Origin of the sequence: Bryobacter aggregatus MPL3 (genome assembly GCF_000702445.1) — a bacterium.
GTDB lineage: Bacteria > Acidobacteriota > Terriglobia > Bryobacterales > Bryobacteraceae > Bryobacter > Bryobacter aggregatus.
Map to the genome: position 1 here is coordinate 669,088 of NZ_JNIF01000003.1, position 17,300 is coordinate 686,387.

General features: G+C 57.8%; 14 protein-coding genes. 8 read left to right on the forward strand and 6 right to left on the reverse strand.

Annotation, left to right across the window (positions count from 1 at the left end; all coding sequences use genetic code 11):
- Window positions 1–25: 25 nt before the first annotated feature.
- The 5 genes from M017_RS0103510 to tgt all read right to left on the reverse strand — a co-directional run bounded on the left by M017_RS0103510 (window position 26) and on the right by tgt (window position 5,338).
- Window positions 26–781, reverse strand: coding sequence for an energy transducer TonB (locus tag M017_RS0103510; protein ID WP_031495832.1), 756 nt, complete (start codon window positions 779–781; stop codon window positions 26–28).
- 49 nt (window positions 782–830) lie between these two features.
- The gene (secF, locus tag M017_RS0103515; RefSeq protein WP_031495833.1) at window positions 831–2,036 is read right to left on the reverse strand and encodes a protein translocase subunit SecF; all 1,206 of its coding nucleotides are present in this window, start codon (window positions 2,034–2,036) and stop codon (window positions 831–833) included.
- Between the two features lie 118 nt (window positions 2,037–2,154).
- Entirely contained in the window at window positions 2,155–3,765 is a 1,611-nt protein-coding gene (secD, locus tag M017_RS0103520; protein ID WP_031495835.1) for a protein translocase subunit SecD, read from the reverse strand.
- 55 nt (window positions 3,766–3,820) lie between these two features.
- Window positions 3,821–4,153, reverse strand: coding sequence for a preprotein translocase subunit YajC (gene yajC, locus M017_RS0103525; RefSeq protein ID WP_238325800.1), 333 nt, complete (start codon window positions 4,151–4,153; stop codon window positions 3,821–3,823).
- A gap of 36 nt (window positions 4,154–4,189) precedes the next feature.
- Complete coding sequence (tgt, locus tag M017_RS0103530; protein ID WP_031495838.1) at window positions 4,190–5,338, reverse strand: tRNA guanosine(34) transglycosylase Tgt; 1,149 nt, start codon at window positions 5,336–5,338, stop codon at window positions 4,190–4,192.
- Window positions 5,339–5,368: 30 nt separating this feature from the next.
- Here tgt and M017_RS0103535 point away from each other — a divergent pair, with 30 nt between their 5' ends.
- The 3 genes from M017_RS0103535 to cysS are packed head-to-tail and all read left to right on the forward strand — an operon-like array spanning window position 5,369 to window position 8,886.
- The gene (locus tag M017_RS0103535) at window positions 5,369–6,709 is read left to right on the forward strand and encodes an SRPBCC family protein (protein ID WP_155121216.1); all 1,341 of its coding nucleotides are present in this window, start codon (window positions 5,369–5,371) and stop codon (window positions 6,707–6,709) included.
- A gap of 2 nt (window positions 6,710–6,711) precedes the next feature.
- The gene (locus M017_RS0103540; RefSeq protein ID WP_031495841.1) at window positions 6,712–7,443 is read left to right on the forward strand and encodes a hypothetical protein; all 732 of its coding nucleotides are present in this window, start codon (window positions 6,712–6,714) and stop codon (window positions 7,441–7,443) included.
- A 42-nt stretch (window positions 7,444–7,485) separates the two neighbouring features.
- Window positions 7,486–8,886 (forward strand): cysteine--tRNA ligase, encoded by a 1,401-nt coding sequence (gene cysS / locus M017_RS0103545; RefSeq protein WP_031495843.1) that lies wholly within the window; start codon window positions 7,486–7,488, stop codon window positions 8,884–8,886.
- 3 nt (window positions 8,887–8,889) lie between these two features.
- Here the strand turns inward: cysS and M017_RS0103550 are convergent, their stop codons facing one another.
- Window positions 8,890–9,174, reverse strand: coding sequence for a hypothetical protein (locus M017_RS0103550; RefSeq protein WP_031495844.1), 285 nt, complete (start codon window positions 9,172–9,174; stop codon window positions 8,890–8,892).
- A gap of 28 nt (window positions 9,175–9,202) precedes the next feature.
- Here M017_RS0103550 and M017_RS0103555 point away from each other — a divergent pair, with 28 nt between their 5' ends.
- The 5 genes from M017_RS0103555 to M017_RS0103575 all read left to right on the forward strand — a co-directional run bounded on the left by M017_RS0103555 (window position 9,203) and on the right by M017_RS0103575 (window position 17,272).
- Complete coding sequence (locus M017_RS0103555; RefSeq protein WP_031495845.1) at window positions 9,203–10,384, forward strand: trans-sulfuration enzyme family protein; 1,182 nt, start codon at window positions 9,203–9,205, stop codon at window positions 10,382–10,384.
- Window positions 10,385–10,404: 20 nt separating this feature from the next.
- Window positions 10,405–12,435: a fused MFS/spermidine synthase gene (locus M017_RS0103560; RefSeq protein WP_031495847.1), complete on the forward strand. Its 2,031-nt coding sequence runs from the start codon at window positions 10,405–10,407 to the stop codon at window positions 12,433–12,435.
- A 64-nt stretch (window positions 12,436–12,499) separates the two neighbouring features.
- Window positions 12,500–13,216 (forward strand): hypothetical protein, encoded by a 717-nt coding sequence (locus tag M017_RS0103565; RefSeq protein ID WP_031495849.1) that lies wholly within the window; start codon window positions 12,500–12,502, stop codon window positions 13,214–13,216.
- Window positions 13,217–13,329: 113 nt separating this feature from the next.
- Complete coding sequence (locus M017_RS0103570; protein ID WP_031495850.1) at window positions 13,330–15,834, forward strand: TonB-dependent receptor domain-containing protein; 2,505 nt, start codon at window positions 13,330–13,332, stop codon at window positions 15,832–15,834.
- Window positions 15,835–15,859: 25 nt separating this feature from the next.
- A complete protein-coding gene (locus tag M017_RS0103575) occupies window positions 15,860–17,272 on the forward strand; it encodes a M20/M25/M40 family metallo-hydrolase (protein WP_031495851.1) in 1,413 nt (470 codons plus the stop codon).
- Window positions 17,273–17,300: the final 28 nt, after the last annotated feature.

The following is a 17,300-nucleotide window of genomic DNA, read 5'->3' on the forward strand; positions in this document are numbered from 1 at the left end:
AGGGACTTTCGTCCGTCGATCAAGACTACTGACTTAACGTGAAGTTCACGTCGATCGTCGTAATCACCTCTACGGGTTCACCGTTGAGCTGCGTGGGCTGGTAGACCCACTGCCTTACCGCCTCAGTAGCCGCCTGCACGAGCAGCGGATGGCCGGAGACGAGTGTAAGATTTTGGATGGAACCATCCTTGGCAATCACGGCGTTAAACTTCACGACGCCGGAGATACGAGCTTGGCGGGCCAGCGGCGGATAAGCCGGCTTGGGCTGGCGAACGAGCTTGGCGCTCTGGACGTTACCACCGACGCGAATGGGGGCCGCCGGCGGCTTGGGCTTCGGCGGCTCTTCCTTTTTCGGAGGAGGAGGCGGCGGGCCCGGAATGGAGCCAAGCAGACCACCAGTGACACCACCGGGAACGCCACCAGGGACGCCTCCGGGAACACCACCCGACACACCCGTAGCCACAGGAAGCTCTTCTTCCTTGATCATGGCGACTTCTTTCGGAATCGTCTTCGGAGCCGTCAGCATGTTCGCATTGAACTGCTTGGGGACAACCTTCACCTGCTTCACCTGCTGCACGGGAGCAGGAGGCGGCGGAGGAGGCGGCGGCGGAGGCGGAGCGACGAGGCTACCGGTGAGAGCAGCTGCGCTAATCGATTCATAGTAAATCAGCGGAATGACCACAATGACCGCCAGCAATACGATTTGGACGGCAAATGAGATCAGAACCGAGCTAGCTTTTCTCGTTTGATTCTTTTCATCTATCAGGCTTTGCTCAAACATTCCTGCATCCTTCCCTTACCCAGGTTCAAAGGCCCCTTGGGGATCAGTGTTATTTCGTCGCGAGCTTTTTCGCGTTTGTTACTGCCTGTGACGGCCCGCCAGGCTTTTGGCTATCACGACGCTTCTTGAGGAAGTCTTGCGTGAACACCAGCAGTGGGCTCGCCACGAAAATCGAAGAGTAAGTACCAATCAAGATTCCGACGACGAGGGCGAAGGCGAAACCATTCAACACCTGTCCGCCGAACAACCATAGCGCAACCGCAGTGAGCAAGGTAAGACCAGAGGTCATAATCGTCCGGCTCAGCGTCTCATTCACGCTGCGATTCACGATTTCGGTCATGTCCCCCTTACGTCCGCGCTGCAGGTTTTCCCGGATGCGATCGAACACGACAATCGTGTCGTTCATCGAGTAACCAACTAATGTAAGGAGCGCGGCAATCACTGTCAAGGAAATCTCCTTATGGAAGATTGAAAATAACCCGATCGTGATCACAATGTCATGGAAGACCGCAACGACGGCCGCAAAACCATACGCAAACTCAAAGCGGAGGCCGAGATAGATCAGCATTCCACCGAGCGCGTAGAGCGTCGCGAGAATCGCCTTGGTGCGCAATTCACTTCCCACACGCGGACCCACAACTTCCGTATTGCGGATCACATACTTCCCAATCGTGGACTCCTGCTTGATCACATTGAGGATCTGCGGGGTCATCCCGGGAAGGCCGCTGAGCTCATCCAAGTTAGAGAGCAAGCCGCCCTTCTGCTGGTCGCGGTACTTCAACACTTCGCCAATCAGCTTCTTCAAATCGTCATCGGAAATGAAGACGCCGCCGCGCTGCAGAGGTAAATTCAACCGTTCATAGACTCGCTGCATCGGCGCACCTGTCAGATTCAACTTGTCGGCCTCGACCTTGTAGATCGTCGCAAGTGTGTCTTCAATGGTTTGCCGAGTGGACTGCAAGTCCTTCTCGTTGCGCAACTCCGTTTGGATCATCAATTCGTTCGCATTTTGCACTGCGACAACGGAGATTTCACCCGGAATTTTCTTACTGAGTTCTGTGCGAATTTGCTCTTCACTCGGTTTTTCGGCGAACTTCACATAGAGCAGCGTGCCGCCCTTGAAGTCGATACCGTATTCCGGTCCGCCCTTTATCGCCAGACTCACCAAACCTGCCACGGTGAGAACCAAAGACAGGCCAATCAAGGGCCATTTGTGACCCATGAAATCGAAATTTGAATTACGAAAAAGCTCCATGCTGCCTAATCCGGCTAGCGTCCAAACAGTTCAGACACCAGCCATTCCTTTCTTGTTCCCGCCGGAGCGATATTTATTGGCTCAACGGCGAAGAAATTTGAATTCTGAAAGAGCTCAGCTAGATGCTGAGCTCAGTTACCTTCTTGTTGCCGCTCAATTCCCAGTCAAAGATGACTTTGGACACAAAGACCGCAGTGAACACGTTCGCCAGGAGACCGATGATCAGCGTCACGGCGAAGCCCTTCACATTGGTGGTGCCAAAGATGAACAGGAAGGCGCTGGAGACGATGGCGGTGACGTGGGTGTCAATGATGGTCAGGAAGGCGCGGCTGAAGCCGGCGTCGATAGCTGTACGCACGCTCTTGCCTTCACGAAGTTCTTCCCGGATGCGCTCAAAGATCAGCACGTTCGAGTCGACGGCCATACCGATGGTGAGGACCACACCGGCGATGCCGGGCAGCGTGAGCGTTGCCCCCACATAGGCCAGGACCGCGATGAGAATGATCGCATTGAGAATGAGTGCGACTGTTGCGTTGATGCCGGACTTCTTGTAATAAACGAGCATCACGAAGATGACCGCAAAGAGTCCGACGAGGCCACTCATGAGGCCTTCGCGAATCGAATCGGCGCCGAGCGACGGCCCAACGGTGCGTTCTTCGAGGTAGACCACGCTGGCCGGCAGAGAACCGGCGCGGAGGATGAGCGCAAGGTCGTTGGCGTCCTGCTGGTTGGCTGCGCCCGTGATCTGGCCGTTGTCAGAAATCTTGCTCTGGATGGTGGGAGCGCTGCGTACCTGGTTGTCGAGAACGATGGCCAGACGCTTGTTGATATTGGCTTCCGTAAAGCGGCCGAAGCGCTGTGCGGCGTCCTGGCTCAACACAAAGGTGGTGACCCAGCCGCTGTTCATCTGATCTTGGGCGGCGCGGGAATCGCGCAGATCGCGGCCAGTGATGACCGGAGTGCGCTTGAGCAGGAACCAGCTCTCCTGGCTGCCCATGCCACGGACGGCCTTGGTGCCAGCCGGGAGAATGCCGTTGAACTGTCCGAGCATCTGATCGCGCGAGGCAAAGGGCCCGTCCTGCACTTCATAGAGCTCAAGGAGCGCAGCTGTCTGGAGGATCTGCTTGATGCGGGCAGGATCGTCCACGCCAGGCATCTGGATGAGGATTTCCGGTTCGGTCTCCGCAGCGCCACGCTGCTGGACGCTTGCTTCAGCAAGGCCCAGGCCGTCAATACGATTCTCGATGGTGTGGATCGCGCTGCCGACGGTTTTCTTGCGCAGATCGAGAGCAGCCGTGGTCTTGTAGGTCAGCTTGTAGTCCGTGCCGCTGGTGCTGGTCATGTTCCAGTCGGTAAAGCGGTCGCTGATGATCTTGCGGAAATCGCCAGCCTTGGCGGACGGAATGCCCTTGGCCGTGATTTCAATCTTGTCCGCAGTCTCGATGCTGGTGGGTTCGTTGCGATCAAAGGAACCGTACTCGATCGAAGCCGAGCGGAGCTCGTTCTTGATGCGATCGATGACCTGGTCCGCTTCCGCTTTGAAGGCGTCCTGCACCTGGACCTGGAGCACCAACTGGCTGCCACCTTTCAGGTCGAGGCCGAGCTTGATGTTCTTTTCGAAATTCTCGGCTAACTCTTGTCGATTCTTCGGAATTCCGATGATGCCGTAGATACAAATCAAAGTCACGCCAACGATGGTCGCGATCTTGATTCCTAAACTTCTCTCCATTACGAAACCTTCCTGCTTAAATTGCCGCCCGCCGTTCTGATGCGGTGCTCGCGGTCTACTTCTGGGCTATTGTGCCTTCAGGCACGATCAAGCTGGCTACGCTCTGCCGGGCAAAGCGCAGCTTAACGTTATCCGGCTTTATGCGGAGGGTCAAACTCTGATCCTCGTCGTTCATCGCGATGATGGTGCCGATGATGCCACCGTTGGTCACCACTTCATCGCCGTTCTTGAGATTGGCCAACATCTCTTTGGTCTGCTTGCGCTGGCGTTGCGCGGGGAGCAGCACGAGGAAATACATGATGCCGAACATTGCCACGATGGGCAAGAGTCCGAGCATTGAGTTGGGCTGGGCTTGTATATAAAAGCCGGGCAGCATCAAAAATGACATTGTCGGGGTCGTCCTAAAAGATTCTACAGTCTTTTGCTAGTCTTCCTTCGCTTCGGGAGTCGCATTTGCGCGCGTCTCCGCAAGAAACTGTGGAAATCTCCCATTCAGAATACTACTCCGCATGGCGCGCATGATGTCAAGGTAGTACCGAAGGTTGTGAATTGTGGCCAAAGTCGAAAAAAGTATCTCCTGGGCCAAGAAGAGATGGCGAAGATAGGATTTTGAGAAGTTGCGGCAGCAGTAGCAGCCGCAGTTGGGGTCGAGCGGCGAGGGGTCGTCGCTGAATCGCGCGTTCTTGATGACGATGCGGCCCTGGCTGGTGAAGAGACAGCCGTTGCGGGCGTTGCGGCTGGGCATGACGCAATCCATCATGTCGACGCCACGGGCCACGTATTCCGAAAGCTCTTCGGGAAGACCGACGCCCATGACGTAGCGCGGCTTGTTGGCCGGCAGGAGCGGGGCGACCAGTTCGGTCATCGCGAGACTTTCGGGACGGGGTTCGCCGACGCTGAGGCCGCCAATCGCGTAACCGTAGGCGTCGAGCTCGAGCAGGGATTCGGCAGAGGCGCAGCGCAGATCGGCATACATGCCGCCTTGGACGATGGGGAACAAGGCGTGCTTCTCGACACAATCAGCACGCGGGCCGCGATAGTGATCAAACGCACGCCGGGCCCAGCGGCTCGTAAGCTCCATGCTTTGCCTGGCACGCTCGTACGTCGCCGGGTATTCAGTGCATTCGTCGAGCACCATCATAATGTCGCTACCGAGGGCGAGTTGGACGTCAACGGTGCTTTCGGGGGTGAAGGTGTGGCGGTCGCCGTTGAGGTGGCTGCGGAATTCGACGCCGCTTTCGCGCACCTTGCGCAACTCGCTGAGCGAGAAGACCTGGAAGCCGCCGCTATCGGTGAGGATCGGGCGATTCCAGTTCATGAAGCGATGGAGGCCGCCGAGAGCCTGCACGGTCTTGTGGCCGGGGCGCAGATAGAGGTGGTAGGTGTTCGAAAGAATGATCGGCGCATCGACTTCGGTTTCGAGATCGCGCGGCATGACGCCTTTGACGGTGGCCTGCGTGCCGACGGGCATGAAGATGGGCGTCGGGATGTCGCCGTGCGGCGTGTGGAGCGTGCCAGCTCGCGCGCCTGTTTCCGGGCACACGGCTTCCAAATCGAACTGAAAGGGGGTCAATCCTTTATTTTAGCTGGCTAGTGTTATGATTTGCCCATTCCACCCATTGGACGAGTTCCGTTTTTGGTTGCCGGGCTGCTGCTGTTTGGCCTGAAGCAGTTTCTGGATCGCTCGATCACAGCACGCTTCGGTCACATCTGGACGCCGGAGCTGTATTGGTCGCCGATTGGAGTGCCTGTTTATTCGGTGCACGGGATGGATCGCGACTTTGTGCTGGCGCTGGCTTATGTCGCGGTTCCATTTGCGCTCCTTGGGGTTTGGCTGACGACGTGCCGCTTAAAGAAGCTGGAGCTACCGTGGTGGAGCTCCCTGTTGTTCTTTGTGCCGGTATTGAACTTATTTTTCTTCGCGTTTCTTGTGATTACCAATCAGCCCTCAGCGCCTGCAGATCATTCGCTTGCCTGGGATTGGTGGCCGCGTGCAGAGGGTGGGTCCTTTGCGCTCGCCTCGACGCTATCTGCGTTGCTGGCTACGCTTACGGTTGGCATTGCTGTGAAAATGGCGTCCGCTTATGGATGGGGGCTTTTCTTTGGAGTGCCGTTTGCGATCGCGCTCCTGACCACGCTTCTGCACTCGATGCGGGAGGAGCGATCCTTTGGCAGTTGCGTTGCCGCAAGCCTGATCGCGCTGGTGATTTGCGCCGCGCTGATGCTGAGCGTTGCGATTGAGGGAGTGGTTTGCCTGGTCATGTGTCTGCCGCTTGCGATTCCGTTGCTTCTGCTGGGGGTTGCCGTTGGCCGGACCATCACGAAGCCTTCGCCGCACCTGCGCCATGGAGTGCCGGTCATCTTTCTCGCTGCTGCGATTTTTCCGGCAATTGCGGCGAACCCAGGCGGGATCGCAAAAGAAGAAAACGTATTTGCGGTGATTACCGCGGTGGAGGTGGACGCGCCGCCCGAAAAGGTTTGGGAGAACGTGATTCGCTTTCCGGAATTGCCACCGCCTCAAGAGTGGATCTTTGGGGTGGGCATCTCCTATCCGATGCGGGCGAGGATCGAAGGTGAGGGCGTGGGCGCCGTGCGCTTTTGCGAGTTTTCGACCGGTCCTTTTGTTGAACCCATTACGAAGTGGGATGCGCCGCGATTGCTCGCCTTTACTGTGAGTTCCAGTCCTTCACCGATGCGCGAATTGAGTCCTTATGAAATTCATCCGCCGCATCTCGATGGCTTTCTGCGCTCGCATCGTGGACAGTTCCGACTGGAGCCTCTCGATGGCGGCAAGCGCACGCGGCTGGAGGGGACCACCTGGTATTCGCTTCGGCTTTACCCCGCCGGGTATTGGCGCTTGTGGAGCGATTGGATTCTGCATACCATCCACCAGCGGGTGCTCGATCATATTCGGCGCGTTTCCGCAAACGCTGGTGCACCGTAAAGATGGATCGCCTTCCTTTCTTTGGCTGCTGTGTATTGCTGTTTGTGCTGAAAGAGGTGGCGGAGCGCGTACTCATTGCGCCGCTCGATCCCGGCAATTTCGATTCGCATGTGCAGGCGCCGCTGGCACTGATCCTGGATGCCATAGCTGCGCCGAATCACGGCGCAGCGCTCACCCCCTGGTTGATCTCACTTCCCTTTTTCCTTGCTGGATGCTGGCTTATCGTCCGCAGATTGAACACCTTGCGATGGTCCAGGGCGTGGCTTGCGCTCTATTTCCTTCCTGTGATCAGCAGTACCCTGCTCTGCGTTCTGGCACTCGCGCAGGCGCCTGCCCTGAACACCGAGCGGGCATCGTCCTATTGGCCATATGAGGATTCGACCTCGCTGGCCTTTTCTTCCGCACTCGCTGCTCTTGCGGGCCTGCTTGGCGCGGTGCTCCTATTTCTGCTCAATCCTCCTCATGGTTGGGTATTCGTGATTGGAATCCCCTTAGTGATTGGACTGCTGACGACGGTGCTCCATTCGATCCGAAGCAAGCGTAGTTTTCTCGATTGTGTGCGAGCCAGTATGGTCTCGCTGGTGATTTTGGGCATACTGACCTGCGCCCTTCGCCCAATGGGGACAGCTGTGCTGGTTGGAGCAGTGCTGGCCCTTCCGATCGTCCTGATTGGGGTATCGATCGGACAATTGATTGTGGGTAACTCCTTTGATGCCGCACAGCGTTCATCGTGATCTCCTGGCTGCACAGGTACACTGGAGGATTCAAGTACCCGCATGGCCCTTCGTCTCTACAACACCCTTTCCCTGCTGACCGAGGAGTTTCAACCCGCCGACGGCAAGACTGTCCGCATGTACTCCTGTGGGCCCACCGTCTACAACTTTGCCCATATCGGCAATCTGCGCACCTTCACCTTCAACGACACGTTGCGGCGCTGGCTGCAGTATCGCGGCTTTGCCTTGCACCATGTGATGAACATCACCGATGTCGAAGACAAGATCATCCGCAAGTCGATGGAGCTGGGCGTGCCGATGGGCGAGTACACCCAGAAGTACGAGAAGTTCTTTCTCGAAGATATGGCGACATTGCGGTTGCAACAGCCCGAGCAGATTGTGCGCGCGACCGAACACATTCCGGAGATGGTGGAGCTGATCGAAACGCTGACCAGCAAGGGATTCACCTACGAATCCGACGGCAGCGTGTATTACCGCATCAGCCAGTTTCCCGAGTACGGCAAGCTTTCGCATAGCGATTTTTCGGGGATCCAGGCTGGGGCCCGCGTCGATAACGACGAGTACGAGAAGGAGAGCGCCCGCGACTTTGTGCTTTGGAAATCGCGCAAGGGCGAGGAGCCGGCCTGGGAGGCTCCGTTTGGCTGCGGCCGTCCGGGCTGGCACATTGAGTGCTCGGCGATGGCGATGAAGTATCTGGGCGCGACGCTCGACATTCATACCGGTGGCGTCGATCTCGCCTTTCCGCATCATGAGAATGAGATTGCACAGTCCGAAGGGGCGACCGGCAAGCCCTTTGCACGCTTCTGGATCCATTGCGAGCACCTGAATGTTGACATGCAGAAGATGTCGAAGAGCGTTGGCAACATCTATACGCTGCGCGAGCTGATGGAGATGGGCCATACGCCCGAGGCACTGCGCTTTTTGCTGATGAGCGTGCCTTATCGCAAGAAGCTGAACTTCACCCTCGAATCGTTGAAGGGCGCGCAGACCTCGATTGAACGCTTGCGCAATTACGAGTTGCGGCTGAAGACCGATCATCTTGCCCCGGGCACAAATGAGCAGATTACGGAGCTGGCCGCCAAGGCGCTAGCGAAATTTGAGGAGTCCATGGATGACGATCTCAATACCGCCGAAGCGCTGGCCGCCGTCTATGAGTTTGTGCGCGAGACAAATAGTCTGATGGACCAGGGCGCGTTTCTTGAAGGCAATCGCGCCGCGGCGCTCGATTTACTCGCGCGCTTCGATTCGTTGTTTGATGTGTTGCAGGCAACCCGCACAGAGGACGGCCTCGATGATGCAGCTATTGAAGCGCTGATTGCCGAGCGCACGGCAGCCAAAAAGGCGAAGAACTTTGGCCGCTCCGATGAGATTCGCAGCCAGCTTCTCGAGGCGGGCGTGACGATTGAAGACACCAAGGATGGGGTTCGTTGGAAGCGGAAATAACGCTTAACGAATCGCGAGCCTGAGACTAATGCCGATGAGCACTGCCCCGAACACACCGTACCCCATCACAGCACCCCAGCCCCAGTCGCTCGAGCCGCTACGATTGGCACGGAGTCCGAGGTATGCCAGCAGGACCAGCCCCAAGCCGGCGACGAGGAGCATCGAGACATCGGTGATGCCGCGCCGGCGAAAGGCGCCATTTACCCGAAGCACCGCAACCAGTAGCGATGCGCCAGAGACCAGAACCTGTGCCCAAAGGGGCGCTCTCCAGTTGAGCAATCCACGCACGATGAAAACCTTTTGTGAGTAAGCAGCAATGAACCTCAATTCTAAAGCCGTCCATACCGGTGACCGCAAACGCGTTCCCGGACAAGCTACGCCCGTTGCGACGCCGATTTATGCGTCTGCCAGCTTCTTCTACGATTCGATGGAGTCCATCGATAAGGTGTTTGCCCACGAGATGCATGGCTATGCGTACTCGCGCTATGACAACCCCACCAATGCCGCGCTCGAAGAGTTGGTGACCGCACTCGAGGGAGCGCATGGGACGCTGGCGACCGCCTCGGGCATGAGTGCGCTGCAGATTGCGTTGACCGCTGCGCTGGTGGATCGCAAGAAGCATGTGCTTGCGGCAAACGCGATCTATGGCGCAACCGTGAAGCTGCTGCAGCAGGTGTTTGAGCCATTTGGCACGACCAATACGCTGGTGGATATCTGCGACCTTGATGCCGTTGCCGCGGCGATTGCCGCCGAGAAGCCGGGCGTGATTCTGATGGAGTCGATCTCGAATCCGCTGCTGCGCATTGGGCAGATTGACAAGATTGCCGAGATGGCGCGAGCCGTGGGCGCTTGTTTGATTGTCGACAACACCTTTGCCAGCCCGGCGCTGCTGCGGCCGCTCGAGTTGGGCGCGCATATTTCGGTGCATAGCGCGACGAAGTATCTGTCCGGCCATGGCGATGTGGTGGGCGGCTTTGTTTGCAGCGATGCAGCGCATCATGAAGCCGTGCGCGGGCTCTCGCGCATTTATGGCCCGATTTTGGGGCCGTTTGAGTGTTTTCTGAGCATGCGCGGCATCAAAACTTATCCCTTACGCATCGAGCGCCAGAATCAGAATGCAATTGGCGTCGCCCAGCACCTGAGCCGGCACCCGAAGGTGGCGAAGGTCTACTTCCCTGGCCTGCCCGATCATCCGGACCGGGCGACCACGGCGCGGCTCTTCCCAGCCGGGAAGTTTGGCGCGATGCTTTCGTTTGAGATCGCAGGCGCGGAGAAGCAGGATATCTTCCAGTTCTTTGACCGCTTGAAAATGGTGGTTCCGGCGACGAGCCTGGGCGACGTGCATACGATGGCGCTGTATCCTGATATCGCCTCGCACCGGGACATTCCGCCGAAGCAGCGGGCGCGGCTGGGCATCCATCCGAATCTGGTGCGCGTGTCAGTGGGGATTGAAGATCTTGCCGACATCCTCGCCGATTTTGATCAGGCACTCGCCTAGATTCGTTACCATAAGCCAGAATGGCTCTTTACGCCGCAACCGTCTTCCTTAGTGCATTTCTTCTTTTTCTTGTCCAACCGCTGATTGCAAAGCTCATTCTGCCGTGGTTCGGCGGGTCTGCCGTTGTTTGGAACACCTGCATGCTGTTCTTTCAGATCCTGCTGTTGCTCGGCTACGCCTATGCACACTGGACGACGAACCGGCTGAAGCCAAAATTGCAGCTTTATCTTCATGCGGGGCTGCTGCTGGCGGCTGTGCTGCTGGCTCCGGCAGTGCCGCCGGAGTGGTTGAAGCCATCAGGCAGCGATGCGCCGATCCTGCCGATTCTGACGGTGTTGGCGGTGACGATCGGGTTGCCGTATTTTTTGCTTTCGTCCACCAGCCCGCTGCTGCAGGCCTGGTATTCGCAGGTGCACCGGGCGGCGCCGCCTTATCGTCTGTTCGCCTTGTCGAATCTGGCCAGTCTGCTGGCCTTGCTCGCTTATCCTGTCGCCATCGAGCCCTATTTGCCGGTGCGGAACCAGGCCGTGGTGTGGAAATTTGCCTTTGCCTTCTTTGCGCTGGGTTGTATTTATACGGCTTGGAAGGCGTCGAATGCCAATACAACAGAACTGCGTGAGGAAGCGCAAAACGCCGAGGTTCCGCCGCCTCCCACCCGCCGGGATTATCTGACCTGGATCACGCTGGCAGCCGTTCCATCGATGTTGTTCCTCGCCTTCACCAGCCATCTGGTGCAGAATGTCGCCTCGATTCCGTTTCTTTGGGTCGTGCCGCTTTCGATGTACCTGCTGAGCTTTATTCTGGTCTTCGACTCCGAGCGGATCTACCGGCCGGCCTTCTTCCGTGTCGCGACACCGATTGTTCTGGGCGGGCTGCTCTATGGTCTTCACCAGACGGACTCCGACACCCGGCTGCACTACCAGTTGGGCGCCGCAGCCTTTTCGCTGCTGGTGTTTTGCACCTTTTGCCATGGAGAACTGGCCAAGCGCAAGCCGCATCCGCGCTATCTGACGATGTTCTTTCTAATGATGGCGGTGGGCGGGGCGATTGGCGGCTTTCTGATCTCCATCGCCGCCCCTATCTATATGCCCGGCTATTTTGAGCTGTTTATCGCCTTGTCCATCTTTGCCGTGGCCTCGCTGGTGATTCTGTACCGCCAGCATTGGACCAGCGACATTCTTTGGACCGCAGCTGCCGTTTGCGCCATTGTCTTTGCGGTGGTGGAGATTCGTACGATCGCAGAAGGATCGCGCGTGATGGTGCGCAATTTCTACGGTGCGCTCCGCGTGCAGGACTCGACCCAAGGGACCGACAAAGAGACCTGGACGCGGACACTGATCCACGGCACGATCAACCATGGCATGCAGTTTTTGAGCGATAACCGCTATCTGCTGCCAACCACCTACTACGGGCCAAATTCCGGCATCGGACTGGCGATTGCGAACACCTGGCACATGAACCATCGCGTTGGACTGATCGGCCTGGGCACAGGCACGCTCAGCTCTTATGCGCGCAAGGGCGACTACTACCGGATCTATGAGATCAACCCGTTGGTGCTCGATGTGGCGCGCAGCGAGTTTCGCTATCTGAAGGGTTGCCGGGGCACTTGCGATGTCGTACTGGGCGATGCGCGCTTGTCGCTTGAGCGGGACAAGCCACAGCAGTTTGACGTGCTGGCGGTGGATGCGTTTTCGGGCGATTCGATTCCGGTGCATTTGCTGACGAAGGAAGCCTTCGAGCTGTACTTCCGGCATTTGCAGAGCCCGAATGGAGTGCTGGCCGTCCATGTGTCGAACAAGCATCTGCGCCTGGGGCCCGTGGTGGAACGGATCGCGACCAGCCTTGGCTTGAAGACGCTTGAAATCGACAACGAGGAAATCGAAGAGGCACAGGTCTTCTCTTCCGATTGGGTACTCGTCTACCGGCCGGAGGCAAGCATCGCCAGTATGCCGCTGGTGACTTCTGCCGGGCAGCCCGTGCCCTCGCGTACGGAACTGCGGACCTGGACCGACGACTACTCGAATCTGTTCCAGATCTGGAAGCGCGAATAATCCTTTCTTGACAGCATGGTGGTTTCGCATCACAATGCTTTACATGACAAAGTACTCTTCATGGATGCATTACTTTCGGCATAACACCTGGAATCCAGCGCAGTTTCCATTTGGCGACACACCGACACTCCCGCCTGCCGAGCGCGCGTTGCTGGCCGCTCCGTTGCAGCAGTTTCAGTTGGGCGAGGGTTCGGATGGCCATGGACTACTGCGGCGGAGTCTGGACCAGCGTGTTGCGGAACTGGGCGACGCGATGCAGTGGTTCATCCGGGAGGAGCAGCGGCATGCCACGGTGTTGGGCAACTTTCTCGATCAGGAGTCGATTCCGCGCTTGCAGGTGCATTGGGTCGACCGGATCTTTCGCTGGCTGCGCAACCTGGCCGGGTTTGAGTTGATGCTGACTGTACTGGCCAGTGCTGAGTACATTGCGGTGCCCTTTTACACGGCGATTCATGAGGTGACGAGTTCGCTGCTGCTGAAGAGAATCTGCAAGCGCATTCTGGCGCAGCACATCGAGTTTCAGGCGGACAACTTCGCGCTGTGTGTGCAGCATCGCGGAGAGCTGGGATGCTTTGTGACGGCGATGGCGCAGCTTGTGGCCCTGACCGTGGCTTGCCTCTTTGTCTATCCGCTGTACCGGAAGGTATTTCGCGCCGCTTCGATGTCGCCGCTGCGCTTCTGGACGATGGCGGTGGATGCGCATCGCCCGGTAATGCGGGTGTTGTCAGCGGGCAAGAAGCGCTCCCTGCTAGCGCCGGAGCAGCGAAGCTTCGTAAGATAAAGCAATTGCTGACAGGTCTTTTGTTCAACCGCCGCTGTTCTTCCTTGCATTCTCAAACACTATTCTTCCTCTTGCTCGCCGCTGGGTGGGCTCGCGCGCAGGAAACCCCTGCGGTGAAAGCCCCACCCGTTGCCGCCGCTCCCAGCTCCGAGAAAACAGCGGATCTCAATCTGCTGGGCAAAGTGGATGCGCAAGCGGGAGAAGCCCGGCGTAACGAGAATATCTTCATCACGGCGCTCGACAACAACGCACAGAAGGAATCCAATACACGCCTGGGGACGACGGCCACGCCGCTGGTGGAAGTGCAATCCGGTGGCCGGTATTTTGGTGCGGAACTCGGACTGAGCACGTCTGGCCCGGTTCATCTGTCAGCGCAAAGGGGCGGCAAAGGCGTGCATGGCAATGTGAGCTGGACGCATTCGAATTCGCTGTTTGCGGCGCGTAGCTTCTTTCAAGCAGGTGGGATACGTCCGGCGCGGCAGAATGTGTTTGGAGCCCGGATCTCGGCCCCTTTGTGGCGCAATGGCTTCTTCTCCTTCGATGGTGGCAGCGACGCGAAGCACGGCTATGTGAATGGCAACATCCTGATTCCCCGCCCGGAGGAACGCAGCTGCCTTTCGGCCGATCCGCAGATTTGCGCGCTCATCAATCGCTTTTTCCGCGCCTGGCCAGCGGCTGTTCCGAATGTCGAAAACCGCTCGCTAAACACAAACGCAGCCCAGGCCATCGATACCTGGAACACGACCACGCGCCTCGATCAGGCACTCGGCAAGCATCGTCTTTCTGCCCGGCACACCTGGACGGATCAGAAGGTGGACGCCTTCCAACTGGTAGCGGGCCAGAATCCGGATACGACCACCAAAGCTCACGATGCGCGCCTGACCTGGAGCTATGCACCCGATGCCAAAAGTGTGTGGGATACGACAGTGGGCTTTGCGCGCAATCGTACGTTGCTGGTGCCGGAGCCGAACGCGGTGGGCCCACAGGTGCAAGTGGGGACGGCGTTTGAGAAGTTGGGACCGGGTTCGTCAATTCCAGTCGACCGCGTGCAGAACCGCTTTCGCGTTTCGAGCCGCTTCCAACACAATTTCACGAAGCATACGCTCTCGGCAGGCGTCGAGATTGCCCGCCTGCAATTCAATGGGCGCGAGGCGTCTTCGAATCGCGGCAACATCTACTTCCGCAATGATTTTGGCAACGATGCGATCACGAACTTCCGCCTGGGTCTGGTGAGCCGCTATTCGTTTGGCGTGGGCGAGCTGGCGCGCGGCTTTCGACGCAATGAGCAGAGCTTCTTCGTGCAGGATGTGTGGCGCATCTCGAAGACCTTCCAAGCCAGTGCCGGACTGCGCTACCAACCCCAGCGGGGCATCAGCGAAGTGAACCACCTCACCACGATCCCCTTTGATTGCGACTGCAATAACTTTGCACCCAGCCTCGGGATCAGTTGGCAGTTGCCGCGCAAGCTCGGCGTAGTCCGGACTGCGTACTCGCTGCAGTATGGCGAAATTCTTCCAGCTACGCTGCAGCAGCTTCGCTGGAATCCGCCGGGCTTTCAGAAGATCGAGAATCAAGCGCCACCGCTGCTCGACCTCTTACAGGGAGTCCAGTTTGAGCCCAATGGGCGGGCGATTGTCTTTCACTTTCCGCGGGATCTGCAGACGCCGTACTCGCATCAATACACCTTCCTTTGGGAAGTCCCCTTGCCCAAGAGCTGGGGGAAAGTGGAAACCGCCTATGTCGGCAGCCGTACCTGGAAGCTGTTGTACATGCAGTATCTGAATCGAGCGGCGCCTGTGGCAGGCATCGCGCAAACCACAGCGACGATCAATCAGCGGCGGCCGGACCCACACTATTACGACTATCGCGAGATCACCAACTCTTCACGCGCTTACTACGATGCGGCGAAGTTGAGCTACCGGTTGCAAACAAGGAGCGGCTTGACGGTAGATAGTGCATATTGGCTCTCGAAGGCAATCGATACGGGCGCCTCGATTCTAAACATTGCAGCGGGCGACGATGCCAATCAAGGGCAGTCGCAGAGTGCAGCCAATGTGGCATCCGATTTGAAGGGCGTGAGCAACTTCCATCAGAAGCATGCCTTCCTGGGACGCATTTCTTATCAACATGGGACACGGCAACGCTTCTGGAAAGATTGGCGGTTGTCGACCGTGTTTGTCGCGAAGTCCGGGCTGCCTTTTAACGTGATTACGGGTTCCGATGCACCGGGCTATGGCAATGTCGATGGCGTCAGCGGTGACCGCCCGAATCTGCTGGACCCCAGCGTGCTGGGCCGCACTATTTCGCATCCCGACGGAGCGACACAGTTGCTGCCGCGTACGGCTTTTGCCTTTCTGCAGCCAACCGATGTGCGTGGGAATCTGGGCAACAATGCTTTTCGCCGTGCGGGCTTCCGGAATCTGAATGCGGCAATCGAGAGGCGTTTTGCGATGCGCCAGGATCGGGCGATTCTGTTTCGTGCCGAATCGATCAACGCCCTGAATACGCCGCAGTTTGCCGAGCCGATCGGCGACCTGTCGAATCCGTCGTTTGGAAAGATCACCAATACGCTGAATGATGGCCGGGCTTTCCGATTCCTGCTCAGTTTCGAATTTTAAGAAGTTGTTTGCTAAGCTATCGCGCATGATTCGCGCGCTTCTGCTCCTTTTGGGTGGCCTGCTCAGTGCCCAGACCCAGTCGATCGATTGGAAGAAGGTGGATGAGGAAACGCTGAAGCACTTCACCACACTGGTACAGATCAACAGCACAGACCCGGGCGGGAGCGAGAAGCCGGTGGTCGATTATTTGAAATCGGTGTTGGACAAGGAAGGGATTGAGGCAAAGGTTTTTCAGACCGATCACTTGGCGAATCCGGAGATCCAACGGCCGAATCTGATTGCCCGCATCAAGGGCAATGGCAAGAAGAAGCCGATTCTGATCGTAGGCCACACGGATACCGTCAATATCGACCCCAAGAAGTGGACTCATGGACCGTTCTCCGCGCATCGCGAAGGCGGCTACATCTATGGGCGGGGCACGGTGGACGACAAGGACAATCTGGTGGCAAGTTTGATGTCGATGCTGCTGGTGAAGCGGCAGAAGCTGGCGCTCGACCGCGATGTGATTTTTCTGGCCGAGGCCGGCGAAGAGGGTGCGGTGCAGATGGGGATCGCGTTTCTAACGCGCGAACACTATCCGGAGATCGATGCGGAGTATTGCTTTGCCGAAGGAGGTTCGGTTGTACGCACCGACGGGCGGATGCGCTATGTGTCCGTACAGACGACCGAGAAGATTCCTTCCGGGGTGAAGCTGGTGGCAGAAGGTCCGGCGGGGCATGGGTCCGTTCCGCTGCGGACAAATGCGGTGGTGCATCTGGCGCAGGCCGTGGCCCGGGTGGCTGCTTGGAACCCGCCGATGCGATTGAACGATACGACGCGCGCTTACTTCGAGCGTCTGGCGACAGTATCGTCTCCTGAAGAGAAGGAACGCTACAACGGGATTCTGAATCCAGACAAGACCGATGCGATCCAGGAGTATCTGGCAATTCATGAGCCACGGAACAACTCGATGCTGCGCACTTCGGTGTCGCCGAACATCATCCGCGCCGGCTATCGCTCGAATGTGATTCCGTCGGAGGCAGAGGCGACGCTCGACATCCGCGCGCTACCCGATGAGGACCTGTCGAAATTCTACGAGACGCTAAAGAGCGTGATCAACGATCCGCAGGTGAAGATCGTGCGCGAAGCACGGGCAGGGCGTCCGGGTGCGGCGCCCTCCCGCATCGACAATGAAGCGTTCCGGACCATTGAGAGTGTCGCGAAGCAAATCTATCCCGGGGTGCCAGCGATTCCCACTATGTCGACGGGGGCGACCGATATGGCTTTTCTGCGCGCCAAAGGCATGCAGTGCTATGGGTTGGGACCGATGATCGATACCGAAGACGGGCCAAAGGGCTTTGGCGCACACAGCGACCAGGAACGGATTCTCGAATCGGAGCTATATCGTTTTGTGAAATTTCAGTACGGGATCGTGGAGCAAATGGCGAAAGCCAATTAAGCCTGAGGCGCTTTTCTTCCGTTTGACG

Bases quoted from the DNA above. Each gene is read 5' to 3' on its own strand.
- M017_RS0103540 (WP_031495841.1), top strand. From the start codon at position 6,712: ATGGATCGCCTTCCTTTCTTTGGCTGCTGTGTATTGCTGTTTGTGCTG.
- M017_RS0103510 (WP_031495832.1), bottom strand. From the start codon at position 781: ATGTTTGAGCAAAGCCTGATAGATGAAAAGAATCAAACGAGAAAAGCT.
- secF (WP_031495833.1), bottom strand. From the start codon at position 2,036: ATGGAGCTTTTTCGTAATTCAAATTTCGATTTCATGGGTCACAAATGG.
- M017_RS0103565 (WP_031495849.1), top strand. From the start codon at position 12,500: ATGCATTACTTTCGGCATAACACCTGGAATCCAGCGCAGTTTCCATTT.
- M017_RS0103575 (WP_031495851.1), top strand. From the start codon at position 15,860: ATGATTCGCGCGCTTCTGCTCCTTTTGGGTGGCCTGCTCAGTGCCCAG.
- yajC (WP_238325800.1), bottom strand. From the start codon at position 4,153: ATGTCATTTTTGATGCTGCCCGGCTTTTATATACAAGCCCAGCCCAAC.
- secD (WP_031495835.1), bottom strand. From the start codon at position 3,765: ATGGAGAGAAGTTTAGGAATCAAGATCGCGACCATCGTTGGCGTGACT.
- M017_RS0103560 (WP_031495847.1), top strand. From the start codon at position 10,405: ATGGCTCTTTACGCCGCAACCGTCTTCCTTAGTGCATTTCTTCTTTTT.
- M017_RS0103555 (WP_031495845.1), top strand. From the start codon at position 9,203: ATGAACCTCAATTCTAAAGCCGTCCATACCGGTGACCGCAAACGCGTT.
- cysS (WP_031495843.1), top strand. From the start codon at position 7,486: ATGGCCCTTCGTCTCTACAACACCCTTTCCCTGCTGACCGAGGAGTTT.